General features: G+C 62.4%; 24 protein-coding genes and 1 pseudogene. 10 read left to right on the forward strand and 15 right to left on the reverse strand.

Annotation, left to right across the window (positions count from 1 at the left end; translation table 11 throughout):
- Window positions 1–8: 8 nt before the first annotated feature.
- Window positions 9–542 (reverse strand): tetratricopeptide repeat protein, encoded by a 534-nt coding sequence (locus L6D81_RS11245; protein WP_236179226.1) that lies wholly within the window; start codon window positions 540–542, stop codon window positions 9–11.
- 158 nt (window positions 543–700) lie between these two features.
- Here L6D81_RS11245 and L6D81_RS11250 point away from each other — a divergent pair, with 158 nt between their 5' ends.
- The 3 genes from L6D81_RS11250 (at window position 701) to nudC (ending at window position 3,206) form a co-directional block, all read left to right on the forward strand.
- Window positions 701–1,474, forward strand: a complete 774-nt coding sequence (locus tag L6D81_RS11250; RefSeq protein ID WP_236179233.1) for a class I SAM-dependent methyltransferase — start codon at window positions 701–703, stop codon at window positions 1,472–1,474.
- Between the two features lie 82 nt (window positions 1,475–1,556).
- On the forward strand, window positions 1,557–2,369 hold the full coding sequence (locus L6D81_RS11255; protein ID WP_085745575.1) for a crotonase/enoyl-CoA hydratase family protein: 813 nt from the start codon (window positions 1,557–1,559) through the stop codon (window positions 2,367–2,369).
- Between the two features lie 6 nt (window positions 2,370–2,375).
- Complete coding sequence (gene nudC, locus L6D81_RS11260) at window positions 2,376–3,206, forward strand: NAD(+) diphosphatase (protein WP_236179235.1); 831 nt, start codon at window positions 2,376–2,378, stop codon at window positions 3,204–3,206.
- Here nudC and L6D81_RS11265 read toward each other — a convergent pair.
- From L6D81_RS11265 to L6D81_RS11275, 3 genes are all read right to left on the reverse strand, one after another.
- On the reverse strand, window positions 3,174–3,953 hold the full coding sequence (locus L6D81_RS11265; protein ID WP_027611974.1) for a TSUP family transporter: 780 nt from the start codon (window positions 3,951–3,953) through the stop codon (window positions 3,174–3,176). The two genes, nudC and L6D81_RS11265, sit on opposite strands and share 33 nt — an antisense overlap.
- 202 nt (window positions 3,954–4,155) lie before the next feature.
- Window positions 4,156–4,635, reverse strand: a complete 480-nt coding sequence (locus tag L6D81_RS11270) for a nuclear transport factor 2 family protein (RefSeq protein WP_007951263.1) — start codon at window positions 4,633–4,635, stop codon at window positions 4,156–4,158.
- Between the two features lie 53 nt (window positions 4,636–4,688).
- Window positions 4,689–5,255, reverse strand: coding sequence for a TetR/AcrR family transcriptional regulator (locus L6D81_RS11275; RefSeq protein ID WP_236179237.1), 567 nt, complete (start codon window positions 5,253–5,255; stop codon window positions 4,689–4,691).
- Window positions 5,256–5,495: 240 nt separating this feature from the next.
- Here L6D81_RS11275 and pssA point away from each other — a divergent pair, with 240 nt between their 5' ends.
- Window positions 5,496–6,839, forward strand: a complete 1,344-nt coding sequence (gene pssA, locus L6D81_RS11280; protein WP_236179252.1) for a CDP-diacylglycerol--serine O-phosphatidyltransferase — start codon at window positions 5,496–5,498, stop codon at window positions 6,837–6,839.
- A gap of 63 nt (window positions 6,840–6,902) precedes the next feature.
- Here pssA and efeO (L6D81_RS11285) read toward each other — a convergent pair whose 3' ends face one another.
- From efeO (L6D81_RS11285) to efeU, 4 genes are read right to left on the reverse strand one after another with little or no spacing between them, the layout of a single operon-like run.
- A complete protein-coding gene (efeO, locus tag L6D81_RS11285; protein ID WP_236179254.1) occupies window positions 6,903–7,727 on the reverse strand; it encodes an iron uptake system protein EfeO in 825 nt (274 codons plus the stop codon).
- A 25-nt stretch (window positions 7,728–7,752) separates the two neighbouring features.
- Window positions 7,753–9,051: an iron uptake transporter deferrochelatase/peroxidase subunit gene (gene efeB, locus L6D81_RS11290; RefSeq protein ID WP_236179256.1), complete on the reverse strand. Its 1,299-nt coding sequence runs from the start codon at window positions 9,049–9,051 to the stop codon at window positions 7,753–7,755.
- Window positions 9,052–9,068: 17 nt separating this feature from the next.
- Window positions 9,069–10,268 (reverse strand): iron uptake system protein EfeO, encoded by a 1,200-nt coding sequence (gene efeO / locus L6D81_RS11295; protein ID WP_236179258.1) that lies wholly within the window; start codon window positions 10,266–10,268, stop codon window positions 9,069–9,071.
- Window positions 10,269–10,276: 8 nt separating this feature from the next.
- Window positions 10,277–11,116, reverse strand: coding sequence for an iron uptake transporter permease EfeU (efeU, locus tag L6D81_RS11300; protein WP_236179265.1), 840 nt, complete (start codon window positions 11,114–11,116; stop codon window positions 10,277–10,279).
- Between the two features lie 179 nt (window positions 11,117–11,295).
- Between efeU and L6D81_RS11305 the strand changes: the two genes are divergently transcribed.
- From L6D81_RS11305 to L6D81_RS11330, 6 genes are all read left to right on the forward strand, one after another.
- Window positions 11,296–12,312 (forward strand): AraC family transcriptional regulator, encoded by a 1,017-nt coding sequence (locus tag L6D81_RS11305; protein WP_236179267.1) that lies wholly within the window; start codon window positions 11,296–11,298, stop codon window positions 12,310–12,312.
- 219 nt (window positions 12,313–12,531) lie between these two features.
- The gene (locus tag L6D81_RS11310) at window positions 12,532–14,196 is read left to right on the forward strand and encodes an AMP-binding protein (protein ID WP_236179269.1); all 1,665 of its coding nucleotides are present in this window, start codon (window positions 12,532–12,534) and stop codon (window positions 14,194–14,196) included.
- Window positions 14,197–14,212: 16 nt separating this feature from the next.
- Window positions 14,213–14,974 carry an SDR family NAD(P)-dependent oxidoreductase gene (locus L6D81_RS11315; RefSeq protein WP_236179271.1) on the forward strand — a complete coding sequence of 254 codons (762 nt, stop codon included), beginning with the start codon at window positions 14,213–14,215 and terminating at the stop codon, window positions 14,972–14,974.
- Between the two features lie 12 nt (window positions 14,975–14,986).
- Window positions 14,987–16,177, forward strand: coding sequence for an acetyl-CoA C-acyltransferase (locus tag L6D81_RS11320; RefSeq protein WP_236179272.1), 1,191 nt, complete (start codon window positions 14,987–14,989; stop codon window positions 16,175–16,177).
- A 9-nt stretch (window positions 16,178–16,186) separates the two neighbouring features.
- Window positions 16,187–17,314: an acyl-CoA dehydrogenase gene (locus L6D81_RS11325; protein ID WP_236179274.1), complete on the forward strand. Its 1,128-nt coding sequence runs from the start codon at window positions 16,187–16,189 to the stop codon at window positions 17,312–17,314.
- Window positions 17,315–17,328: 14 nt separating this feature from the next.
- The gene (locus L6D81_RS11330; RefSeq protein WP_236179286.1) at window positions 17,329–18,102 is read left to right on the forward strand and encodes an enoyl-CoA hydratase; all 774 of its coding nucleotides are present in this window, start codon (window positions 17,329–17,331) and stop codon (window positions 18,100–18,102) included.
- 37 nt (window positions 18,103–18,139) lie between these two features.
- On the opposite strand, the gene L6D81_RS11335 is transcribed toward L6D81_RS11330, so the two are convergent.
- The 7 genes and pseudogenes from L6D81_RS11335 to L6D81_RS11365 all read right to left on the reverse strand — a co-directional run bounded on the left by L6D81_RS11335 (window position 18,140) and on the right by L6D81_RS11365 (window position 25,708).
- Window positions 18,140–19,291: an acyl-CoA dehydrogenase family protein gene (locus tag L6D81_RS11335; protein WP_039768643.1), complete on the reverse strand. Its 1,152-nt coding sequence runs from the start codon at window positions 19,289–19,291 to the stop codon at window positions 18,140–18,142.
- A gap of 3 nt (window positions 19,292–19,294) precedes the next feature.
- Window positions 19,295–20,401 carry an enoyl-CoA hydratase/isomerase family protein gene (locus L6D81_RS11340; RefSeq protein ID WP_236179301.1) on the reverse strand — a complete coding sequence of 369 codons (1,107 nt, stop codon included), beginning with the start codon at window positions 20,399–20,401 and terminating at the stop codon, window positions 19,295–19,297.
- Window positions 20,402–20,590: 189 nt separating this feature from the next.
- Window positions 20,591–21,277, reverse strand: a complete 687-nt coding sequence (locus L6D81_RS11345; protein WP_236179312.1) for an HPP family protein — start codon at window positions 21,275–21,277, stop codon at window positions 20,591–20,593.
- 157 nt (window positions 21,278–21,434) lie between these two features.
- Window positions 21,435–22,613: an MFS transporter gene (locus L6D81_RS11350; protein ID WP_236179314.1), complete on the reverse strand. Its 1,179-nt coding sequence runs from the start codon at window positions 22,611–22,613 to the stop codon at window positions 21,435–21,437.
- Between the two features lie 16 nt (window positions 22,614–22,629).
- Window positions 22,630–23,980 (reverse strand): annotated as a pseudogene (locus L6D81_RS11355) (MmgE/PrpD family protein).
- A complete protein-coding gene (locus L6D81_RS11360) occupies window positions 23,977–24,867 on the reverse strand; it encodes a polysaccharide deacetylase family protein (protein ID WP_236179316.1) in 891 nt (296 codons plus the stop codon). The pseudogene L6D81_RS11355 and the gene L6D81_RS11360 overlap by 4 nt, the downstream one beginning before the upstream one ends.
- Window positions 24,860–25,708, reverse strand: coding sequence for a polysaccharide deacetylase family protein (locus tag L6D81_RS11365; RefSeq protein ID WP_236179318.1), 849 nt, complete (start codon window positions 25,706–25,708; stop codon window positions 24,860–24,862). The genes L6D81_RS11360 and L6D81_RS11365 overlap by 8 nt, the downstream gene beginning before the upstream one ends.
- Window positions 25,709–25,788: the final 80 nt, after the last annotated feature.

Raw genomic sequence — 25,788 nt, forward strand, 5'->3', positions numbered from 1 at the left:
GTGTCGTGTCAGGTTTTCGATGAATCGTTGATGGCTTCGGCCAGGTCCCGGTATTCCTCGCAGGTCGTGCCACAGATCTTCTGGATGTGCTGCAACTGTTCCTGCGCCAGATCGACGCGGCCCTTGATGACGTAAGCCTCGCCCAGGTATTCACGGACCTGCGCGTACTGCGGATCAAGCTTCACCGATTGCAGGTAATAACCGATGCCTTCGTCGGTGCGCCCCAGTTTGCGCGTGGCGTAACCGCGATAGTTGAGAGCCTTGGCGGTGTTCGGTTGTTCCAGCGTATCGAGCAGGGCCAGGGCCTCTTCGTAACGGCCGGCCTTGGCCAGACGGTAGGCGTAATCGGTCCGGTCGGCGTCGGGTACCAGATGGCTGGTCTGTATTACGCACTTCTGCGTTTTGGTGTCGAACACCTGGCCTTTGGGGCAGTTGGGTTTCTGCACCGGCGCCTCTTCATCACCATTGGCGAAGGCAAGCGGACTCGCAAAAGCGGCGGCCACCAGCAACGGGGCCGCGAACATAACGGAACGGATAGTCATGGGCAAGGCTCCACAAGGGGTCGTGTTTCACTTTGAACACCGCAGGGTGAACATTTATTCATTGGTTTGTCAGGCTTTGTTAAAGGAAAGCCCTTTTTCCGGCGCTATGCTCGTCAGCATTCGTTGTCGATCTGCAGTTCTACCCTGGGAGTTTGGCCATGAAAGATCAGGTTCACCACTCGGCCGCCAGCGGCTACAAAACCGCTGCCGACACCTACGTCAAAGGCCGGCCCGACTACCCGCCGGCCGTCGCCGAATGGCTGACGGGCACCGTCGGCCTCGATGCCCACAAGACGGTTATCGACCTCGGTGCCGGCACCGGCAAGTTCACCGGACGGCTGGTGGCGACCGGCGCCCAGGTGATTGCCGTGGAGCCGGTGGCGCCGATGCTGGAAAAACTGTCGCTGGCCTGGCCGCAGGTGTTGGCCGTCAGCGGCACGGCAACGGATTTGCCGCTGCCCGATGCGTCGGTGGATGCCGTGGTGTGCGCGCAGGCCTTTCACTGGTTTGCCCGTACCGAAGCCCTGGATGAAATCGCCCGGGTCCTCAAACCGGGCGGCAAGCTGGGCCTGATCTGGAACCTGCGCGACACCCGGATCGACTGGGTGCCCAGACTGGACGCCATCGTCAACGCACTGGAGGGCGACACGCCGCGCTTCTACACCGGCGAATGGCGCAAGGCTTTTCCCCATCCGGCGTTCGGCCCGTTACAGGCGCAGCATTTCCAGCACGGGCATACCGGCGCGCCGGAAGATGTGATTTTCAACCGGGTGCGATCCACCAGCTTCATTGCCGCGTTGAGCGATCAGCAGCGCGCGAAGATCGATGCGCAGATTGCCGAGCTGATTGCCGGCGAGCCGCAGTTGCGGGGCAGGGAGGTGGTGACCGTGCCTTACGAGACCGCTGCCTTCGTTGCGCTGAAGAACGGCTAGAGTCCCGCATTTGGCCGAACCGCCGTGCTGATGCCTTGTTATAGTTCGGGCCTCATCTTCAGCCCGGTAAAGGATTTCTGCCATGACTCAATACACCGCCTTCAGCGTCGAACTGGCCGACAACATCGCCCATGTGCAGATCAACCGGCCGGAAAAGATCAACTCGATGAACGCCGCGTTCTGGAGCGAAATCGTCGAGGTGTTCCAGTGGATCGACGACACCGACGAAGTGCGGGTGGTGGTGCTCAGTGGTGCCGGCAAACACTTTTCCTCGGGCATCGACCTGATGATGCTGGCCGGTGTGGCCAATGAGCTGGGCAAGGACGTGGGCCGCAACGCGCGCCTGTTGCGCAAAAAGATCCTGACCCTGCAAGCCTCGTTCAATGCTGTCGACAATTGCCGCAAACCGGTACTGGCGGCGATCCAGGGTTACTGCCTGGGCGGCGCCATCGACCTGATCGCGGCCTGCGACATGCGCTACGCCGCCGAAGACGCGCAGTTCTCGATCAAGGAAATCGACATCGGCATGGCGGCTGACGTCGGCACCCTGCAACGGTTGCCACGGATCATCGGTGACGGCATGCTGCGTGAGCTGGCTTACACCGGTCGCACCTTTGGCGCCGAAGAAGCGCGCAGCATCGGTCTGGTCAATCGCGTCTACAGCGACAAGGACAGCCTGATCGAAGGCGTGATGGACATTGCCCGGGACATCGCCGGCAAGTCGCCGATCGCGGTCACCGGCACCAAGGAAATGATCAGCTACATGCGCGACCATCGCATCGACGACGGTCTTGAGTACGTTGCCACCTGGAACGCCGCCATGCTGCAATCCAACGACTTGCGCGTGGCCATGGCCGCCCATATGAGCAAACAGAAACCCGAATTTCTGGATTGAGAAACCATGACATCTCGCTGGACCACTGCAGTACTGGACACCGATCAACCTGGCGGCTGGGCCGTGGCGCGCAGCCCCGAGGGTTTCCTGTTCGATGACAACGGCGCGCTGTTCCCCCGGGAATGGCTCAAGCGTCAGGACTTGTCGATTCTTGCCGAGCACGGCATTGGTCACCTCGATGGCGAACCGGTGTATCTGCTGGAACTGCACAGCGCCAGCGAGGTGCCGGGCTGCAACTGGAAAGGCCTGCGGGCGTTCATGCTCGATGGCGATCACACGATCTACAAGGTCCTGGGATACGCGGCGCAAATCGGGACCTGGGCCCGTGAGCACCGTTTCTGCGGCAATTGCGGTCAGGCCATGACCCAGGTGCCACGGGAGCGGGCGATGTATTGCCAGCCTTGCGATCTGCGCAGTTATCCGCGCATTTCGCCGAGCATGATCGTGCTGGTGACCCGTGGCGATGAAGTCCTGCTGGCGCGCTCACCGCGTTTCGTCACCGGGGTCTACAGCACGCTGGCCGGGTTTGCCGAACCGGGGGAGTCGGCCGAGGATTGCCTGATTCGCGAAGTGCGCGAGGAAGTGCAGATCGAGGTGAAGAACATTCAGTACATGGGCAGCCAGTGCTGGCCGTTTCCACACTCGATGATGCTCGGCTTCCATGCCGAATACGCCGGTGGCGAGATTGTCTGCCAGGAAGACGAGATCGAAGACGCCCAGTGGTTCAACGTGCACGATTTGCCGCCGTTGCCGGCGTCAAAATCGATTGCCCGGTACCTGATCGATGTCTACGTGGCGCGGCGCTTAGGCCACGCTGAACCAGTGCTGCCAGGCTAGACGCACGGTCAACCCCAACACCACGGTGATGAACACCGGACGAATGAACTTGGCGCCGCCGCTGATCGCGGTGCGCGCCCCGAAGAATGCGCCGACCATCACCGACAGGCCCATGCTCAGGCCGATGATCCAGTCCACCTGCCCGGAAAACACGAACACCGACAGCGCCGCAATGTTGCTGACGAAGTTCATGCTGCGCGCCACGCCGCTGGCCTTGACCAGATCGATGGGGTACAGCAACAGGCTGCTGACCGTCCAGAACGCACCAGTGCCGGGGCCGGCCACGCCGTCGTAGAAACCGAGGCTGAAGCCCTGGGTCGATTGCCATTTCTTCTTGATCGGTGCGTCGCTGTCCAGCGGCGCTTTCGGCGTGCCACCAAACAACAGGTACAGGCCGCAAGCGAAGACGATCACCGGCAGCATCTTGTTCAGCCATTCCGCCGGCAGATAGTGGGCGACAATGGCGCCGGTCAGCGCGCCGACCAGGGTGCCGACGATGGCGTGCATCCACTGCCTGGGATGAAACAGCTTGCGCCGATAGAAGGTGAAACTGGCGGTGGCCGATCCGAAGGTCGAACTCAACTTGTTGGTGCCCAGCACCAGATGCGGCGGCAGACCGGCGGTGAGCAACGCCGGTGTGGTCAACAGACCGCCACCGCCAGCAATGGCGTCGATGAATCCGGCAATGAAAGCGACAAGGGCCAGAACGGCCAGGGTGGTGAGGTCAACACTGAGTTCGAAAGGCATGGAATCGGCTTATTCGGCAGGTTGCAGAGCTGGGCTGCGGGGAGGGCCGTCATGTTACTCATTTCCAGGTGTTGCGGCGACCTGTCTCGGCTCTGTCAGCGAGCCTTTGCCAATCCAAGGGTTATCTACGATCTTCGTCAATCAGACATGATCAGCTGAGAAACTGCAGGGGCTGCTGAGTGCAGCCCCTGCAGATACATTTTTACAGACCCAGTTCGGACAACCCCGGATGGTCATCCGGGCGTCGGCCCAGCGGCCAGTGGAACTTGCGTTCGCTTTCCTTGATCGGCATGTCGTTGATGCAGGCATAACGCTGGAACATCAGGCCGTGCTCGTCGAATTCCCAGTTCTCGTTGCCGTAGGAACGGAACCAGTTGCCCGAATCGTCGTGCCATTCGTAGGCGTAGCGCACGGCGATGCGGGTGTCGGAGTAGGCCCAGAGTTCCTTGATCAGGCGGTAATCCAGTTCCTTGGCCCATTTGCGGGTCAGGAAGCCCTTGGCTTCTTCGCGGTTGTTGGCGAACTCGGCGCGGTTACGCCATTTGGTGTCCAGGGTGTAGGCCAGCGACACGCGCTCCGGGTCGCGGGAGTTCCAGCCATCCTCGGCCAGGCGAACTTTTTCAATGGCTGATTCACGGTTGAACGGTGGCAATGGCGGACGAACTTCGGCTGCAGTAGACATGTTTGTCTCCCGATCTATTAACAGTTAAACAACGTGTCAGGCTTATTAAGGCGTTACAGGTCCAATAACTTTCGCGCCATGCATTGCGCATTATCGGCGGCACTGTGATCACCCATCACAAGCGCTACGGTAATGGCGCCGTCAATCAGGATCAGCAATTGTTTGGCCAGCAACTGCGGGTCCTCGGCACCATGTTCGGTACACAACTCGCACACGTAGTCGAGCAGTTTCTGTTTGTGGTCTTTGGCGACCTGGCGGACCGGATCCTCGGGATCGCCGGTCTCGCCACTGGTATTGATGAAGGCGCAGCCCCGGAAGCCTTCCGAGGCGAACCAGCCCTTGAGCACGGTGAACAGGTTGAGCAGGCGATCGGCCGGGGTCTCGGCCTGATCGACGGCGCTTCTGTACCAGTGCATCCAGCGCACGTCGCGGCGTTGCAGGGCGGCGACGGTCAACTCCTCCTTGTTGGTGAAGTAGCGATAGATACTTTTTCTGGAAACACCGGCGGTTTTCACCAGAAGATCCATCCCGGTGGCAGCGATGCCACTCTTGTAGATCAACTTTTCGGTGACATCCAGAATGATGTCTCGGGTCGTGTCGTTGCTAGTGATTTCGTTCATGTGGCGTACAGTAGAACGATCGTTCTACTTGGTCAAGCAATTATTTTTTGATCGATCCCACGCTGTGCGTGGGAATGCCTCGAGGGACGTTCTGCGTTCCATCTCTGGAAGGGACGCGGAGCGTCCCGGGCTGCATTCCCACGCAGGGCCCGGGAACGATCATTACAGACGCTCACAAGACCCGAAGGAGTTGATGGTGTAAGCTCTCGGGTTCTTCGGATTCGACCCATTGCGAGCCCTATGCCGTTGCTTTTCAAACGCTCTCTGCTGCCCAAACTGCGCAGCTTTCCGCTGACCGCCGAGGCCGTGACGATCCTGCCCGGCGCCGCCGATTTCCGCCGTTGCCTGCTGGAGAAAATCGCCCAGGCGACCCAGCGCATCTACCTCGTCGCGCTCTATCTGCAACACGATGAGGCCGGCCAGGAAATTCTCGATGCCTTGCACGCCGCCAAACTCAAGCGTCCCGAGCTTGAAATCGCGGTGGTCGTCGACTGGCTGCGGGCCCAGCGCGGCTTGATCGGTGCCGGCAAGCAGCCGGGCAACTCGGCGTGGTATCAGGAGATGACCCGTACCCACCCGAGCGTGGTGCCGGTCTACGGCGTGCCGGTACAGACTCGCGAGCTGTTCGGCGTGCTGCACTTGAAGGGCTTCGTGATCGACGATTGCGTGGTCTACAGCGGTGCGAGCCTGAACAACGTCTATCTGCACAAATTCGACAAGTACCGTTTCGACCGTTATCACGTGCTGCAGAGCCGTGAACTGGCGGACTCGATGCACCATCTGGTCAAGCACGGCCTGATCGAATCGAAAGCGGTGCATCGCCTCGACCTGCCGAACCTGCCGACCACCCGCAGCCTGCGCAACGACATCGGCGACCTGCGCAGCCGCCTCAAATATGCGGCGTACGACACCAGCGCCGGCAGCACGGCGCACACGGGTCTGTCGGTCAGTCCGTTGCTCGGCGTGGGCAAGAACAACCCGCTGAACCGGGTGATTCTGGAACTGATCGCCAGTGCGCAGAAGCAACTGACCATCTGCACGCCGTACTTCAACCTGCCGCTTGGCGTGATCCGCGAGATCAACCGGGCGCTGGCGCGCGGCGTGAAGATCGACATCGTGGTCGGCGACAAGACGGCCAACGATTTCTACATCCCGCCGAGCGAGCCGTTCAAGGTCATTGCCGCGCTGCCGTATCTCTACGAGATCAGCCTGCGCCGTTTCGCCAAGCGCCATCAACGCAACATCGACAGCGGCCAGTTGAACCTGCACCTATGGCGCGAGGGCGACAACAGCTATCACCTCAAGGGCATGTGGATCGACCAGCGCTACACGCTGCTGACCGGCAACAACCTGAACCCGCGGGCGTTCCGTCTGGATCTGGAAAACGCCTTGCTGATCGATGATCCGAAAGGCGAGTGGCTGGAACCGCGCCGTGCGGAGCTGGCGAACATCTTCGTTCACACCACGCGGATCGCACGTTTCCAGGATCTGGAAGCCTTGCCGGATTACCCGGCGGGTGTGGCCAAGTTCCTCAAGCGCGTGAGCCGGGTGCGGGTCGAGCGGTTGCTCTATCGCATTCTCTAATACCGGCCCACAAAAAATCCCCCGAACGCAGGACGCGTCCGGGGGATTTTTTATGCGCAGAACTCAGTTCAGACCGAGCTTGCCACGCAATGTCGACAGGTCTTCGGCCAGGGTATTGACCGGGCCGACCAGTGCCTTGCGGTCGTTGTCCTTCACTTTGTCATACGTTTCGAAACCGCCATCCTTGGTCTTGTACTTGGCCAGGATCTTGTCCACGGTGGCGAAGTTCTTGTCGACTTTGGCGACAAAGGCCTTGTCCTGTTTCTCGATCTGCGGACGGAACAGGTCGACGATTTTCTTCGCGCCGTCGATGTTGCCTTGGAAGTCGTAGAGGTCGGTGTGGCTGTAACGGTCTTCTTCACCGGAAATCTTGGTCGCGGCGACTTCTTCGAGCAGTGCAGCGGCGCCGCCGACGACCTTTTCCGGCGGGAAGGTCAGGCCGGCGACGCGGGTCTGCAGGTCTTTCACGTCCTTGTTCAGGCCGTCCGCCAGGGCGTCGAGACCCTGGGTGCTCTTTTCCGAGAACAGCGAGTATTCGATGCGGTGGAAACCTGTGAAATCTTCGGCTTTCACGCCTTGCTCGTGGTCGTCGACGCGGGAGTCGATGGACGCGTCGAGGTCACTGAACAGCTCGGCGATCGGCTCGATCGACTCGTAATAAACGCGGGTCGGCGCGTAGAGCTTCTGCGCGGTGGCCAGGTCGCCTTTTTTCACCGCGTCGGTGAACTGCTGGGTGTGGCCGGCGAGTTCATCCAGTTGTTCGGTGACGTAGATCTTGTAGTCCGACACTGGCCCCACCAGATCCAGTGGCGCGGTCGCGGCGAACGCCGACAGAGGGGTGTTGAGCAAACCTAAGGTCAGCAATAACGCGAGGGGCGTCTTTTTCATGGGGCGGCTCCTGATGTGACTGTTGTTATGCGGTGGTGTTGGATTGGGTGGCAGCCAGCAGCGAGCGACCGATGAAGTCCTTGTCGCCCGTGACACCCGGCAGGGTGAAGAAGTAACCGCCGCCGACCGGCTTGAGGTATTCCTCCAGCGGTTCGCCGTTGAGGCGGGTCTGCACGGTGATGAAGCCTTTTTCCAGGTCGGCCTGGTAACAGATGAACAGCAGGCCCATGTCGAGCTGGCCGTTCTTGTTCACGCCGTTGGAGTAGTTGAACGGCCGGCGCAGGATCAGGTTGGCCTGGCTCGCGGCGGTGCGCGGGTTGGCCAGGCGGATGTGCGCGTCGAGCTTGGTCAGCTTGCCTTCCGGGTCCTTGCTGTAGTCCGGGACTTCGGTTTCATGGCTGGCGCCCATCGGCGCACCGGTGGTTTTGACCCGGCCGATGATGCTTTCCTGCTCCTGCAACGGCGTGCGGTCCCAGCGTTCGACGAAATTGCGGATGATCCGCACCGCCTGGTAACTGCCGTGGGCCGCCCAGGCCGGTTCGTCACTGCCCGGTTGCACCCAGACGATGCGGTCCATGGCTTTGCCATCGTTGGAATCCGGGTTGGCCGAACCGTCGCGAAAGCCCAGAAAGTTACGCGCCGATTGCGCCGGTACACCGGGTTTGGCCGGGGCTTGCGGCGGCACGCTGCCTTCTTGTTTCCAGCGCACCAGCAACAGGTCCGGCAGGTTTTTCACGATGTCGCGCAGGGCGTGAATGTTGGTGTCGGCGGTGTTGGAGCAGAACTGCAGGCTCAGATCGCCATGGCAGCTGTCGGCTTCCAGCGCATCGTTGGGGAAACCGACCATGCGCACCAGACGCTTGGGTTTGACGGACGCGAGGCCAAAGCGCTCATCGAACAACGATTCGCCGACGGACACGGTGATGGTCAGGTTGTCCGGCGTCACCACCGGGCCGAGGATGCCGGAGTCCGGTGGCGGCAGCTTCGGATCGATCTGCGCCACCGGGCCGCCCTTCATCAGGAACGCGATGCGCTCGTTGAGGGTGCGGAACAGGCGCTCGAGGTCGTCACGGTCGCTGGCCAGCACATCGAACGACACCAGCATGCCGGCCGCCGGACGCGGGGTGACGATGCCGCTCTGGTGCACGCCATGAAAATCGTGATGGTCCTGGGTTTTGTCGCTGCTCGGCGCTTCGGTGACTTGCGCAGGCGCGGCGGCCATCGCCGGGCAGCTCAACGCCGTGCCGGCCAGGGCGACACCGGCGGCGCCCATGCCCATCAGTACGCGGCGACGTTGCAGGTTGAAGTGTTCGGAATCGTTCATCGGTATTCGTCTTCTGCTTACAGGCCGGAGAGGCCGAGGGCGGGATCAATGGCGTCGAGGGCGTCGGCCAGAGCCTTGGCCTTGTCGGCGATCTGCTTGCGTTGCTCACCGTTGACGGTGTCGTAGCTGGCGTAGCCGTCCTTGACCTTGAAGCCGTTCAGCGTGGTATCGAAATCAGCCAGCGCGCCGTCGATTTTCGGCAGCAGGTCGGCGGCGGATTTGCTCAGCAGCGGGCGCAGCAATTCGACGACTTTGTGCGCCGTCTCCAGGTTGGCTGCGAAGCCGTTGAGATCACCGTGGCTGTAGCGTTCCTCTTCGCCGCTGGCGGCGCGCACGTCGGCGAGGGTGTTGAGGTTGCGCACGACGATTTGCACCAGTTGTTCCGGCGGCAGCGACTGGGCCAGCAGTTGCTGTTTCAGCGTGGTGACGTTGTCGAGCAAGCCTTGGGCAATCGGTGTCAGGCCATCGAGTTTGCGTTGCTGGAACAGCGCGTATTCGAGGCGATGGAAGCCGACGAAGGCCGGATCCTGCTCGCGTTTTTCGAAGTAATCGGCGCGGGCGTTGATGCGGTTGTCCAGCTCCGCCAGGCGTTGTGCGGCCGGCGCCAGACGCTGATACGCGGCACGGGCCGGCAAATACGACGCCTGGGCCTGGGCCAGATCGCCGCTGTCGATGGCATGATTGAGCGCCGTCACGGCTTTGATCAGCGCGCTGCCCTGGCTGGCAAGGTAGACGCGAAATTCCGACAACGGGCCGACGAAGGCCACCATCGATGGCTTGGCCTTGGCGGCCGCATCGGAGGCGGCGGTTGGCGTCACGTGCAGGGTGCCGCGCGGGTTGCTCAGCAGGCCGCAGGTGATGGCGTAGTCGCCGGGTTGCAGGTTGGCGTTGATGACCTGGCTCAGGCCCGGCGCGATGTTCTCGCGCTCTTCGATCACCAGCACGCCGTCGAGGATTTCCCATTCCACCGCCCGGTCGGAGCGGTTGACGATGCGGAAACTGGCGCGGCCGGCCGGCACCGTCAGGGCGTTCGGTTCGCAACGGTGCGGATGGATGTTCACCACCACTTCGTCGCGGTTGTGCTGACGTTTGGCGGCGGCCAGTTTCGAGGCGTAGTAGAACAGGCCACCGGCGGCGATCATCACGACCACCGAACCGGCCACCGCCCAGCGCAAGGCGCGGGGAGGCGAGGCCTGAGGAGTATTAGGCTTTGACATGAAGGCCCTTATTGGCTGGAAACGGAAGACGATTGGGCAGCAGGCTTGGGCGCGGGCATGAAGAACATGACCAGCGCCACCAGCAGATAAATCAGGTACGCGCCGAGGGTGCTGACGGTTGGTGCATCCTGATAACCGAACATGCCGGCCAGCACCGAGCCCAGCGGGCCATCCATCGGCAGCGTCGCGCTGAAGTCGAAAAGCACGGTTTGCAGGTGGTTCCACACCCCGGCTTCATGCAGGGCCTGCACCGAGTTGGCGAGAATCCCGGCGGCGACCACGAGGATGAACAGCCCGGTCCAGCGGAAGAACGCCGACAGGTTCAAACGCATGCTGCCGCTGTAAATCAGCAAGCCGACGACGACCGCCAGGATCAGGCCGAGCAGGGCGCCGATCGGTGCGGCCGGGCCTTCGCTCTGCTGGAACACGGCGAGCAGGAAAAACACGGTTTCCAGACCTTCACGGGCCACGGCGAAAAACACCATGGCGATCAGCGCGATGACCTGATGCTTCGAAGCGGTCAGCGCCTGGTCGAGGGAAGCTTGCAGCGAGTGCTTGATCGAACGCGCGACCTTGCGCATCCAGAACACCATGGAACTGAGAATGCCCACGGCCACCAGCCCGACCACGCCTTCGAACAGTTCCTGCTGCTTTTGCGGGAATTCGGCGCTGACCAGTTCCAGGCCACCACCGACCAGCAAGGCCAGCGCAGCGGCGAGAAACACCCCGATCCAGACCGCGGGCATCCACTGGCCACGGCCGGTCTGTTGCAGGTAACTGGCGATGATGCCAACGATCAGCGCGGCTTCGATGCCTTCACGCAACATGATCAAAAAGGGAACGAGCATTCGACGATCACTGTGTAACGAATTGAGGTTACAAGTTGTAACATAATGAAAGTCATTCTCACATGGCATTCATTGGCATTTACCTGAACCTCAGCTGAACAAGTCTGAACATCCACGTCGCCCCGTCAGCTGCGCTAAGATGCCCGCCACTCGAACAACAACAGGATTCAGCGGGTTCCATGTCGGAAAAAGACACCATCGCCATTCAACTGGTGCGCGAAGCACTGCTGCAAAGTTGTGCCCCGGGCGTGGCCACGGACGAAGTCTTGAGCAAGGTCGGGATTGAACCGGCGCTGCTGTCCACCGATGACGCCCGCGTGCCGGCCAGTCAGTACGCGCGGTTGTGGCGCCTGTTGGCGCGGCGCGGCGATGACGAGTTCTTTGGCATGGACCCGCGCAAGCTGAAATCCGGCAGCCTGGCGTTCCTCTGCCGCAGCGCCATGGCCCAGCCGAATCTGGCTGCGGGGCTGAGCAGCGGTCTGAATTTTCTGTCGTTGATGCTCGAACGCATGCCGGCGCAACTGGTGCACCAGCAGAGTCTGGCGGAGATCGTCCTGCTGGAGGACGACCCCGAGCCGCGTCGCGCCTTCACTTACTTCACGTATTGGATGATCGTTCACGGCGTGGCGTGCTGGCTGGCGGGGCGGCGGATTCCGATCCTGGCCATCGAGCTGCGCTGTCCGGCACCGGATTTCTGTGATGACTATCGGGTGATGTTCTCCGAGAACCTGCGCTTCGACCGGCCACGCACGCGGATGATTTTCGCCGCCGATGTGCTGGATCTGCCGATCAAGCGCAGCGCCGAAGAGTTGAAACGCTTCCTGGCCCATGCCCCGGCCAACATTCTGGTGAAGTACCGCGACCCGGAAAGCCTGGCCAGCCGTATCAAGCAGGATCTGCGGCAGCTGCCCGCCGAACATTGGCCGGAAACCGATACGCTGGCCCAGCAGTTGTGCATGTCGGCCTCGACCCTGCGCCGACGTCTGGCGGAAGAAGGTCAGACCTATCAGGGCCTGAAGGACAGCGTGCGCAAGGAGCTGGCGATCACCTGGCTGGCGGAGCCTGCGATCAGTTTTGCCGACATCGCCACGCGGCTGGGGTTTGCCGATGCCAGTTCGTTCTACAAGGCGTTTCGCAAGTGGTCAGGAACCAATCCGGGGCACTATCGCAGCTTGATCCTCAACGAGGCGGTCTGATCCGGCCCCGACTCACTGACTCACCGCCAACTCTCGTTACCACGCTCTGCGTGGGAACGATCATCGCGCTACCGTGTGGGAGCGATCAAAGTCCGGAACCTTGGCCAAACCAGTCATCCACTTTGAGGGCTTTGACCATTGCCGCAGCCGGCCTGCGGCGCGAGTATTCCCCTGTTGTTTACGCTTCCCCAACCTAATAAGAACAGAGGGATTCTGGCAATGCGCGATTACTTGTCTGCCACCGCACAGTTTGATTATCAGCACACCGTGGACGCCGCGCTCAGCGGCACGCTCGAGGCGCTCAACGCCTGCGTCGAATGCTGTGACCGCCACGCCTTGCCGGGGCGCATCGCGCTGTTCTGGGAAGGCCGCGACGGCGCCAGTGCAACGTACACGTTCAACGATCTGCAGGACAAAGCCGCGCGCTTCGCCAATTTCCTTCTCGCCCAGGGCGTGCAGAAAGGCGACAAGGTCGCCGGCCTGCTGCCGCGCAACATCGAATTGCTGATCACCGTGTTCGCCACCTGGCGCATCGGCGCGGTGTATCAACCGCTGTTCACCGCGTTCGGCCCCAAAGCCCTCGAGCATCGCCTGAACAGCTCCGGCGCCAAAGTGGTGGTCACCGACGCCGTCAACCGGCCGAAACTCGCCGAAGTTGCCGATTGCCCCACGCTGGTCACGGTCGGCGGTCCTAAAGGCCAGGGCATCGTCCGTGGCGACTTCAGTTTCTGGGCCGAGCTGCCCAACCATTCCAATGTCTGCGAACCGCTGATGCTGACCGGCGAAGACCCGTTCCTGCTGATGTTCACCTCCGGCACCACCGGCCCGTCAAAAGCGCTGTCGGTGCCGCTCAAGGCCATCGTCGCGTTCCAGAGCTACACCCGCGATGCCGTGGATCTGCGCCCGGAAGATGCTTTCTGGAACGTCGCCGATCCGGGCTGGGCCTACGGCATTTATTTCGGTGTGACCGGCCCGTTGTCGATGGGTCATCCGATCACGTTCTACGATGGCCCGTTCACCCTCGAAAGTACCTGCCGGGTCATCAACAAGTACGGCATCACCAACCTCACCGGTTCGCCCACGGCATATCGCCTGCTGATTGCCGGCGGCGATGAGTTCGCCCAATCGATCAAGGGCAAGCTGCGCATCGTCAGCAGCGCCGGTGAGCCGTTGAACCCGGAAGTGATCCGCTGGTTCGCCGACAACCTCGGCGTGGTCATTCACGACCACTACGGCCAGACCGAACTGGGCATGGTCCTGTGCAACCACCACGGCCTGCAACACCCGATCCACCTCGGTGCCGCCGGTTTCGCTTCGCCGGGCCATCGCATCGTGGTGCTTGACGAGCAGAACAACGAACTCGGCGTCGGCCAGCCCGGCATTCTCGCCATCGACCGCACACAGTCGCCGATGTGCTGGTTCGCCGGTTATGAAGGCGCACCGACCAAAGCCTTCGTCGGCGATTACTACCTGAGCGGCGACACCGTCGAGTGGAACCCGGACGGCAGCATCAGCTTCGTTGGCCGCAGCGATGATGTCATCACCACTTCCGGCTACCGGGTCGGCCCGTTCGACGTGGAAAGCGCACTGATCGAACACCCTGCCGTCGTTGAAGCGGCAGTGGTCGGCAAACCCGATCCGGAGCGCACCGAACTGGTCAAAGCGTTCGTTGTGCTCAACCCGCAATACCGTGCCGAACCGGCGTTGGCCGAAGAACTGCGCCAGCACGTGCGCAAACGTCTGGCCGCGCATTCGTACCCCCGTGAAATCGAATTTGTCAGCGAGTTGCCGAAAACCCCGAGCGGCAAATTGCAGCGCTTTATCTTGCGCAACCAGGAAATCGCCAAGGCTCAAGAGGCCGCGGCGCACAACGTTTCAGCTTGAATCCAAGGAAACCGTCATGCAGATCGAGAACAAGGTTTTTATCGTCACCGGCGGCGCGTCCGGCCTGGGTGCCGCCACCGCTGAGTTGCTGGTGAGCGGCGGCGCCAAAGTGATGCTGGTGGACCTGAACGCCGACGCCGTCGCCGCCCAGGCCCAGCGCCTTGGCGCGCAAAGCGTAGTGGCCGACATCAGCAACGAAGCCGCCGCCGAAGCCTCCGTGCAGGCGACCCTAAAAGCCTTCGGCAGCCTCAACGGGCTGGTGAACTGCGCCGGCATCGTTCGCGGCGAGAAGATCCTGGGCAAGAATGGCCCACATGCGCTTTCCAGTTTCGCTCAGGTAATCAACGTCAACCTGATCGGCAGCTTCAACATGCTACGTCTGGCAGCCGCAGCGATTGCCGAAAGCGAAGCCAACGCTGACGGCGAACGTGGCGTGATCATCAACACCGCCTCCGTGGCGGCGTTCGACGGTCAGATCGGCCAGGCGGCGTATTCCGCGTCCAAAGGCGCCATCGCCAGCCTGACCCTGCCTGCCGCCCGCGAACTGGCGCGCTTCGGCATCCGCGTGATGACCATCGCCCCGGGCATCTTCGAAACCCCGATGATGGCCGGCATGACCCCGGAAGTGCGCGACTCGCTGGCCGCCGGCGTACCGTTCCCGCCGCGTCTGGGCAAACCTGCAGAGTACGCCGCGCTGGTGCGGCATATCATTGAAAACAGCATGCTCAACGGCGAGGTGATCCGTCTCGACGGCGCCTTGCGCATGGCCGCCAAGTAAGGAGGATTTCCCATGACCATCTCCAACGATCCGATTGTCATCGTCAGCGCCGTCCGCACCCCGATGGGCGGTTTTCAGGGCGAACTGAAAAGCCTGACCGCGCCACAACTCGGCGCTGCCGCGATCAAGGCGGCGGTTGAACGCGCCGGTGTCGCCGCCGATGCAGTCGATGAAGTGCTGTTCGGCTGCGTATTGCCGGCCGGCCTCGGTCAGGCGCCTGCGCGTCAGGCCGCACTGGGCGCCGGGCTGGACAAGTCCACCCGTTGCACCACGGTCAACAAGATGTGCGGCTCGGGCATGGAAACCACCATTCTGGCCCACGACATGCTGCTGGCCGGCAGCGCCGACGTGGTAATCGCCGGCGGCATGGAAAGCATGTCCAACGCGCCGTACTTGCTGGACCGCGCTCGCGCCGGCTATCGCATGGGCCACGGCCGGGTGCTGGATTCGATGTTCCTCGACGGCCTCGAAGACGCCTACGACAAGGGCCGCCTGATGGGCACCTTCGCCGAGGATTGCGCCGAAACCAACGGCTTCAGTCGCGAGGCTCAGGACGCTTTCGCCATCGCCTCGACCACCCGCGCCCAACAGGCGATCAAGGATGGCAGCTTCAAGGACGAAATCGTTCCGCTGACCGTGACCGTGGGCAAGGAGCAAGTCGTTATCAGCAACGACGAGCAGCCGCCAAAAGCCAAACTGGACAAGATCGCCTCGCTGAAGCCGGCGTTCCGCGAGGGCGGTACTGTGACGGCGGCCAACTCCAGCTCGATCTCCGACGGCGCCGCCGCACTGGTCCTGATGCGCCAGTCGCAAGCGCAGCAACAAGGTCTGAAACCGCTGGCGGTGATTCACGGCCACGCAGCCTTTGCTGACACCCCGGGCCTGTTCCCGGTGGCACCGATCGGCGCGATCAAGAAGCTGATGAAGAAAACCGGCTGGTCGCTGGATCAGGTCGATCTGTTCGAAGTCAACGAAGCCTTTGCCGTGGTCGGCATGGCGGCGATGACCCACCTGGAAATCCCTCACGACAAGCTCAACATTCACGGCGGCGCCTGCGCCCTGGGCCACCCGATCGGTGCCTCCGGTGCGCGGATTCTGGTGACCTTGCTCTCGGCCCTGCGCCAGAAAGGCCTGAAACGTGGTGTCGCGGCGATTTGCATCGGCGGCGGTGAGGCCACGGCGATGGCGGTGGAATGCATTTAAGGATTTGCCATGATTCCCAATGACGACCAACAACAAATCCGCGACATGGCCCGGCAGTTTGCCGAGGAACGGCTCAAACCGTTCGCCGCCGAATGGGATCGCGAGCACCGCTTCCCGAAAGAAGCCATCGGCGAAATGGCCGAACTGGGTTTCTTCGGCATGCTGGTGCCAGAGCAGTGGGGCGGTTGCGACACCGGTTACCTGGCCTACGCCATGGCCCTGGAAGAAATCGCCGCTGGCGACGGCGCCTGTTCGACCATCATGAGCGTGCACAACTCGGTGGGTTGTGTGCCGATCCTCACGTTCGGCAATGACGACCAGCGCGAGCGTTTCCTTAAACCGCTGGCCAGCGGCGCGATGCTCGGTGCCTTCGCGTTGACCGAACCGCAGGCCGGTTCCGACGCCAGCAGCCTGAAAACCCGTGCACGGCTGGAAGGCGATCACTACGTACTCAACGGCTGCAAACAGTTCATCACCTCCGGGCAGAACGCCGGGATCGTGATCGTGTTTGCCGTCACCGACCCGAGCGCCGGCAAGCGCGGGATCAGCGCCTTCATCGTGCCGACCGATTCGCCGGGCTACAAAGTCGCCCGCATCGAAGACAAGCTCGGCCAGCACGCTTCGGACACCTGCCAGATTCTGTTCGAAGACGTGAACGTGCCGGTGGCCAATCGGTTGGGTGAGGAGGGCGAGGGCTACAAGATTGCCCTGGCCAACCTCGAAGGTGGCCGCGTCGGCATCGCTTCGCAAGCGGTGGGCATGGCCCGCGCCGCGTTCGAAGCGGCGCGTGATTACGCCCGCGAGCGCGATACTTTCGGCAAGCCCATCATCGAGCACCAGGCTGTGGCGTTCCGTCTGGCGGACATGGCGACCCAGATCGCCGTGGCACGGCAGATGGTGCATTACGCCGCCGCCCTGCGCGACAGCGGTCAACCAGCGCTGGTGGAAGCGTCGATGGCCAAACTGTTCGCCTCGGAAATGGCCGAGAAAGTCTGCTCCATGGCGTTGCAAACCCTCGGCGGTTACGGTTACCTCAACGACTTCCCGCTGGAGCGCATCTACCGCGACGTGCGGGTCTGCCAGATCTACGAAGGCACCAGCGACATTCAGCGCATGGTCATTTCGCGCAATCTTTGAGAAGGAATCTGCACATGAGTTACGAAACGATTTTGCTGGAAACCCATGGCCGCGTCGGCCTGATTACCCTCAATCGCCCGCAGGCACTGAACGCCCTCAACGCGCAACTGGTCAGCGAAGTGAACCGCGCGCTCGATGGTTTCGAAGCCGACGCGAACATTGGCTGCATCGTCATCACCGGCTCGACCAAAGCCTTTGCCGCCGGCGCCGACATCAAGGAAATGGCTGATCTGACCTACCCGCAGATCTACATGGACGACCTGTTCAGCGACAGCGACCGCGTGGCCAACCGCCGCAAGCCGATCATCGCGGCGGTCAACGGTTTTGCCCTCGGCGGTGGCTGTGAACTGGCGCTGATGTGCGACTTCATCCTGGCCGGCGACAACGCCAAATTCGGCCAGCCGGAAATCAACCTCGGCGTGCTGCCGGGCATGGGCGGCACGCAGCGCCTGACCCGCGCCGTGGGCAAGGCCAAGGCCATGGAAATGTGCCTGAGCGGCCGCATGATCGACGCCGTGGAAGCCGAGCGCTGCGGCATTGTTGCGCGGATCGTGCCGAGTGCCGAGTTGCTGGATGAGGCGCTGAACGTCGCGGCGGTGATCGCCAGCAAATCGCTGCCGATTGCGATGATGGTCAAGGAAAGCGTCAACCGCGCGTTTGAAGTGAATCTGACTGAAGGCGTGCGATTCGAGCGCCGGGTGTTCCATGCAGCATTTGCGACGCAGGATCAGAAGGAAGGGATGGCGGCGTTTGTGGCGAAGCGGCCCGCTGAGTTCCAGGGCAAGTAATGGAGTTCGCCCCCACGCTTTGCGTGGGGGCGATCAGTCAGAGCTGGTAGTTCTTCAACTCCCGAGCAATCACCATCCGCTGTATCTCGCTCGACCCCTCATAAATCTGGGTAATCCGCGCATCCCGGTAATACTTCTCCACCGGGTAATCCTCCAGATACCCATACCCGCCATGGATCTGAATCGCTGACGAGCACACCTTCTCAGCCATTTCCGATGCAAACAGCTTGGCCTGCGAAGCCTCCGACAGACAGGGTTTGCCCGCCGTGCGCAGCCGCGCCGCGTGCAGGATCATCAAGCGTGCCGCGTTGATCTGCATCTGCATGTCCGCCAGCAGGTTGGCGATGCTCTGGTGTTCGACAATCGCCTTGCCGAACTGCACCCGATCACGGGCGTAACCCAGCGCCGCTTCGAACGCTGCACGGGCGATGCCCAATGCTTGCGCCGCGATACCGATGCGTCCGCCTTCCAGGTTGGAAAGGGCAATCGCCAAACCTTTACCGCGTTCACCCAGCAGATTGGCTTCGGGAATGCTGCAGTTGTTCAGTGTCACCGCGCAGGTGTCGGAGGCGCGAATGCCCATCTTGTGTTCGGTACGGTCGACGATGAAGCCCGGCGTGTCGGTCGGCACCAGAAACGCCGAGATCCCACGCTTGCCCAGATCCGGATCGGTCACGGCAAACACGATCGCCAGTTTCGCCCGCTTGCCGTTGCTGACAAATTGCTTGGCGCCGTTGATCACCCATTGGCCGTCGCGCAGTTCGGCGCGGGTGCGCAGGTTGTGCGCTTCGGAGCCGGCCTGGGGTTCGGTCAGGCAGAAACAGCCGATTACCGCGCCGCTGGCCAGATCCGCCAGCCAGGTCTGTTTCTGTTCTTCGCTGCCGTAGTTGAGCACCGGCCCACAGCCCACCGAGTTGTGGATGCTCATGAACGCGCCGGTGGCGCCGTCACCGGCGGAGATCTCTTCCACTGCCAGCGCATAGGCCACGTAGTCAACGTAAGTGCCGCCCCATTCCTCAGGCACCACCATGCCCAGCAGGCCCAGCTCGCCCATTTTCGCCACCAGGCCGTCATCGATCCAGCCAGCCTTTTCCCAGGCTTGTGCATGGGGTGCGATTTCGCCACGGGCAAAGTCCCGGGCCATGTCGCGGATCATGACCTGGTCTTCAGTCAATTCGAGATCGTGCATGGCTCAGCTCCCGCTCTCAGCGAAACCGTGGAAGAAACTCTCGACCTGTTCGGCGTGCAGCGCGGCCAGGGTCGGCGGATTCCAGCGTGGTGATTTGTCTTTGTCGATCAGCAAGGCGCGCACGCCTTCGATCAGGTCGCCGCGTTCGAACCACTGGCGATCCAGATGCAGTTCGAGGGCGAAGCAGTGTTCCAGGCTCAGATGACGGCCGCGACGGAGCATTTCCAGGGTCACGCCCATGGCCAGCGGCGAGCGGGTTTCCAGCAGGTCGGCGGTGGTGGTCGCCCATTCGTGGCTGTCGGCGACGGTCACGGCACGCAGTTGCTCGACGATGCTCGGCACGTCAGGCAAGGCGAAGAAGTGGTCGATGGCCGGGCGCAAGGCTTGAAGCGGCGCGTCCGGCAGGGTTTGCACGGCGTGGCGGGCGAGCAGGCTTTGCAGATCCTTCAACGGCGTGTCGTGCCATTGCAACTGGTCGAGCTGTTCGTCGAGGGTGCCGAGTTTGCTGCTGTCCAGGTACCAGTCGGCCAGCCCGCAATACAGCGCATCCGCCGCGCGGATCTGCACGCCGCTGACACCCAGGTAAATCCCCAGTTCGCCAGGAATGCGCGGCAGGAAATAACTGCCACCGACATCCGGGAAATACCCGATCGCCACTTCCGGCATCGCCAGACGGCTCTTCTCGGTGACCACCCGCAGATCGGCGCCTTGCACCAGGCCCATGCCGCCACCGAGGACGAAACCGTCCATCAGCGCCAGCACCGGTTTGCGGTAGTGGTGGATCGTCAGGTCGAGGGCGTATTCCTCGACGAAGAAATCTTCGTGCAGCGTGTCGCCGCTTTTATGGCTGTCGTACAGGGAACGAATGTCGCCACCGGCACAGAAGGCTTTTTCGCCGGCACCGCGCAGCACCACCGCGTGGATATCGGCATCGGCGGCCCAGGCATCCAGCTGCTGCTGGAGCTGGCGCACCATGTTGAGGGTCAGGGCATTGAGGCCGGCGGGGCGGTTGAGGGTCAGGTGACCGATGTGGTTGCGAACCTCGGCCAGCACTTCGTGTGGCGTGGCATCCATGGACGAAGTCCGCGGGGATGAAGCCTGAGCAGTCATCACTAACTCCCTGCTTTTATTGTCTTTATTCGAGAAGCTCGCACGCGAGCGTTAGCCGATCGTAACAGTGCAAATTTGCCGTGTACAACGGGGATATGTGCACGGGCTGTCTGCATTTTTACCTTAGGCCAAATGCACGGGATCGCGGCTTCTTTTCAATCGACAACGCTGACAGGGACAGGCCCGGACTCAGCTGAACACCTGGCCAATGCTCCGCCGCCTGGCGTGCCGTTCACTGGCATGAATCAACTGCTCCAGATCCTCCGGCGTGACGTCGATAAACGCTTCCATCTCCGCCAGCGCCAATTTCAGATCTTGCGCCGTGATGGACTGAATATCCACCGGGGCCACAGCCGGCGCGGGTTCGGCAGGGCGTTTCGGGTAGCGGATGCGGGTCAGGTTGTTGTAAGCCAGTGCGGCGAGCAGCAGGCAGGCGGCGCTGAGCATCACCGGTTCCAGGGCTTTCCAGTCCATGGCGATGGTCATCGGGTCGGCCAGCACCATGGTCAACGCGACGGCGCCGGCCGGCGGGTGCAGGCAGCGCAGCCAGCACATCAGGATCAGCGCCATGCCCGCCGCGAGGCACGCACTGCCCAGGGTTCGGCCGAGCACATGGGCCACCAGCAACGCGACGACACCGGCGCACAGGTAGCCGCCGATGATCGACCACGGCTGGGCGAGGGCGCCGGAGGACACCGCGAACAGCAGCACCGCCGAGGCGCCCAGCGGGCCGATCAGGTGGTAGGCCACTTCAATGCCGAACACCTGACTGCACGCCCACACGCTGAACAACGTGCCCAGCGCCATGCCGATGGCGGCGCGGCTCCATTCGGTGGGGCGGGTGTTGATGGCGGCGGGCAACCAGCGAGCGAGCATGCAGAATCGATCCTTTGCGAAATTCAGGGCAAAAAAAAGGACTTGTCCGTCAATGCGGAAAGTCCTTCGAAGTGTTCCAGCTATTGGGGGAGGAACGCGCACAGTGTGCCAAGCAATCACGATGCTGACAAATTCATATAAATGCAGTTTCAGTGCATTATTTATGAAGTAAATCCACGCGCCGCCCGCTCATGAAACACAGGAACCCGCCCATCGCCGTCAGTGCGCTGAGGGCGTAGAACATGGTCGGCGCCGGCGTGTGCATCAGCAGGAAGCCGCAGATCACCGGGCTCAGCGCGCCGCCGAGGGCCGCGAGGTTCTGCGCGCCGTAATAGCTGCCGCGCAGTTCTTCCGGGGCCAGGGTGTCGACGAACAGGAATTCCGACGGGTAAATGATCATCTCGCCGAGGGTGAAGATGAACATCGCGATGCACCACGTCACCAGGCTGTCGGCCAGGCTGAAGCCGATCAACCCAACGATGAACAGGCCAGTGCCGGCAGCGATCCAGTGACGCAGTTTTTCCCGATTGAGGAAGCGGCCGATCTGGTATTGCAGCAGGATTACCGCGATGGCGTTGCAGGCGAGCAGGGCGGCCATGGTTTGCAACGCACGCTGCGAATCCTCGACCACCAGCAGGTATTGCGACAGGTACAGGGTGAAGCGGCCATGGACCACGGTGCTGAGCAGACAGCCGCAGGTGAACATGATCAGCGTGCGGTCGTTTTTCAGGGTGATCAGGGTCTTCAGGAAGCTTTGCGGCTGGCCGATGGCGGCGACCGGGCTGGCGTCCTTCGGGATGCCGATCATCAGGAAGATGCTGCCGAAAGCGATGCCCGCAGCCATCAGGAACGGCGCAATCGGGTAGACCCCGGCGATTACCACGCCGAGCATCGGGCCGGTGGCGTAGCCGATATTGGTCAGCGTATAGCGCAGGGAAAACGCCTTGGCCCGTTGGCTCATGGGCAGGTTTTCACTGAGGATCGCCTTGGAGCCGATGAGGAACAGCGCCGAGGCGGTTTCAGTGATGACCAGGGTGGCGGTCGTCAGGTACAGGTCTTGGGCGAAGGTCAGCAGCACGAAGCCGACGGCGCTGGAGAGCATCGCCAGAATCAGCAACCGGCGTTTCTCCAGCCGGTCGATGATGTAGCCGCCGTACAGCGCAAGCAGGGTGGCGATGAACACCGCGATGCCCAGCAACAACCCGACATCCTGTTGGTTGAGGCCGAGTTTGTGACTCAAAAACAGCGTGAGCAACGGACTGGTGATGGCGCGGCTGACGACGATGGTCAGCGAGACGATCATCAGGCGGCGGATAACGAGCGAGTAGGTGGCCACGGAAAATCAAATGTCCTTATTCGGTTAACAGGTGCTCGAGATCGCGCACGGAATCCAGCGTTTGCAGTTGCCGCAGTTGCGCCCGTAACGGCTCGGCCTTGAGCGGTGAAAGCACTCGCAACGCCAGACTGAAAAACTTCGCCTCCAGCGCCGCCTCGCTCAACGGATTGCCCGGCGCCCCCAGCGGCACCTCGACACACAGACTCGCCTGACGCCCGTCGCGGGTTCGAACAACGACCAGCGGCTCGCCATCCTCCGCCAGTCGCTCATCCACTTCAAGGCGAATGCGCGTCAGCCAGTGGGCGATTTGCGGATCGTTGCGTGGCTGCTCATCGTAAGCCTCTAGCTGGCTGGCCATGCACCAGTCGTGCGGCGAGGGCGTAGGGCAGGCTCATCTGCGCGGCGGCCAGGCTGCGAGTGTCGCGACCGCCGCACATGTCGAGCAGAAACCCGCACAGGTTGACCTGGACGTCTTCCACCTGATCCGCGCCGACCTGCAACTGTTCCAACAACACCCCGAGCGCATCAATGGCCGAATGAGTGCCACGGCAGGCGGCGTAGGGCTTGATCGAACAGCGCGCGAGTTTCCAGACCTGGCCCAATTCAGCATCCAGCGCATCCGGTTGGGCGCTGCCCGGCGCCAGGGTCTTGAGAAAACCACCCCAGACATCCTCGAACAACACCGACGGCCCACTGACGCCTTCGCGGGCAAAACGCGCCGCAAGCAAACCGCCCTCGGCCGCCCGGCCACTGTGCAGTTTCTTGCTCTGCGAGCCGTCATGAATGAACGCCCACAAGCCGCCGCTGAAACTGCCGGCGATGCCCAGCGCCGACACGGTTTGCGCCGCATCCAGCGCAAAGATCCGCGCACAGGCCGCCGCCGCGCCGAACACGCCGCAGGTGGCGGTGGAATGCCAGCCGGCGCCGTTGTGCGCCGAATAACTGCCGCAGGCTTCCAGCACCCGTCGGCCGATCTCGTAGCCAATGACCACGGCGGTGATGAACTCGCGACCGTCCACCGGCCGATCCACCAATGACAAAGCCGCCATCACCGCTGGCAACACCACCGCGCCGGAGTGATCGCAACCGCCGGTGTCGTCCAGCTCCAGTGCGTGGGCGGCGATGCCGTTGAGCAACGCCGCATGTCCCGCGCCGACCCGCAATGACGAACCCCAGACCAGCGCGGTGCCCGGCTCTGCGCCGAACACCTGCCGCGCCTGAAGCGCCACCGCGCTTTCGGCCCCGGCCAGTGCTGCGCCGAAGGTGTCGAGAATGTGTCGCTTGGCCTGCTCCACCAATGCTGGCGGCAGGTCTTCAAACCGCGTATCGACGCAAAACTGCGCCAGCCGCTGCATGCGTTCGGTCATACAAGGTAGTCCCGATAATGGCGCTCATACACCGACGCCGGATGATCCTGCGCAACCGGCGCCGCGGTTTGCGCCCACCACTGCGCGACTTCGGCGCCGGTGGCGATCCACACGTCGTCATGCTGCTGAATGCCTTGCAGCAATTCGCGCAGCACACCGATGCGCCCCGGTGTGGCGATGATTTCCGGGTGCAGACGCAGCACGTAGCACAGGCCGAAGCGATGGAACCCGGCGAAGTCCATTTGCAGGTTGCCCAGGGTGTGGCTGTAGGAGGCGATCCGTGATTGCGCCGGCGGCACGGCCGGGCTCAGGTTGAAGGCGAAATAGGGTTCGTCTTCCAGTTCGTAATGCAGCGGCAACTCGACCACTTCGGGCGCGGTCGGGTGCAAGAAAGGCAGATCATCGCCACGCCATGATGACGACCAGTGAATGCTATGACCGTTCAAGGCTTCGATGAAGCCCGGCGCGCCGTTGCCCGCCGGAATCCGGAAACCGGTCGGATGCACGCCGGTCAACGCTTGCAGCGCTGCGCAGCCCTTGGCGACGTCCGCGCTTTGCTCCGCCAGATCCAGCGTGTCGTAATCCTGATGGCGGTAGCCGGCGCAGGCGATTTCATGGCCGTCAGCCTGGATCGTCGCGATGTGCTGCGGGTTTTCCTCGGCGACGATGCCGGGCACGAACCAACTGCTGCGTACCCCGAGTTCCCTGAACAGACCGAGCAAACGCTCGACGCCCCGTTGCGTGCCGTAGCGCCACACCGACAGCGTCTTGTCGCGCCCGGCGACCTCCGGGGCCTGGGTGAGAATGCCGTGGATATCGTTGTAATCGACGGTCAGCACCACCGCGCAGCGTTTGCCGGCGGGCCAGAGGTTGTCAGCGTCAGCCATGGTGATGCTCCTTCAGCCACCAGCGGGCGACGTCGCGGCACGTAGCGAACCACACGTCATCGCGTTGGCGCATGTGTTCGAAGAGTTTTTCCAGCAACAGGATGCGCCCCGGTTTGCCGGTGATTTTCGGGTGGAACAGGGTGGTCAGGCACAGGCCTTCGTCCATCGCGCCGTCGTACTCGCGCTTCCAGTTGTCGAGGGTCAGCTCGTAGCTGGCGGTGCGGTCGAGCCCGGACGGGAAGTTCGGGGCGCGGATGTAGGCGAGGGAGGCGTAGTCGTCCATTTCCCAGCGACCCGGGATCTCCACCAGCGGTGTGTCGTGGCCGGGGACATTGACCAGGTACGGGCGATCGTCGCCGCGCATGCTGCTGGAATAGATGACACCGTTGTCGGCCAGCATCGCCGGGGTCTCGGCGCGCCAGTCGCCGGACGGGGTGCGAAAACCTTCGGCGCGGATGTGCAGGTATTGCCAGAACACGTCGCGGGACTTGTTCATCACGGCCTGCTGCTGGTCCAGCGTCAGGCTGTAGAAGGATTCGTGTTTGTAACCGTGGTAGGCGACTTCATGACCGCGCTCGACAATGGCCTGGCACTGTTTCGGCCAGTTTTCCACGACCCACGCGGGGACGAAGAAGGTGGTCGGGATCTTGAAGGCGTCGAGCAGATCCAGCAGGCGTGGCAAGGCGCGGTAGGGGCCGTAGCCGCCGAAGCCGAAGTATTCGGGTTTGTGCCAGATCGAGTTGTTGAGCATGGCGTCGCCGGTCGGGCCGTCGAGGTCGAAGGCCAGGGCGAGGCAGGCTTTGTGCGGGGCGGGCCAGGTGGGTTGGGGTGGGGAGGACATCACAGCGCTCCGATACTCATCTGTAGGAACTGCCGAAGGCTGCGATCTTTGTTCGGGACGCAGAGCGTCCCTGGCTGCAT

It is taken from the genome of Pseudomonas sputi (genome assembly GCF_021603585.1).
GTDB classification, from domain to species: domain Bacteria; phylum Pseudomonadota; class Gammaproteobacteria; order Pseudomonadales; family Pseudomonadaceae; genus Aquipseudomonas; species Aquipseudomonas sputi.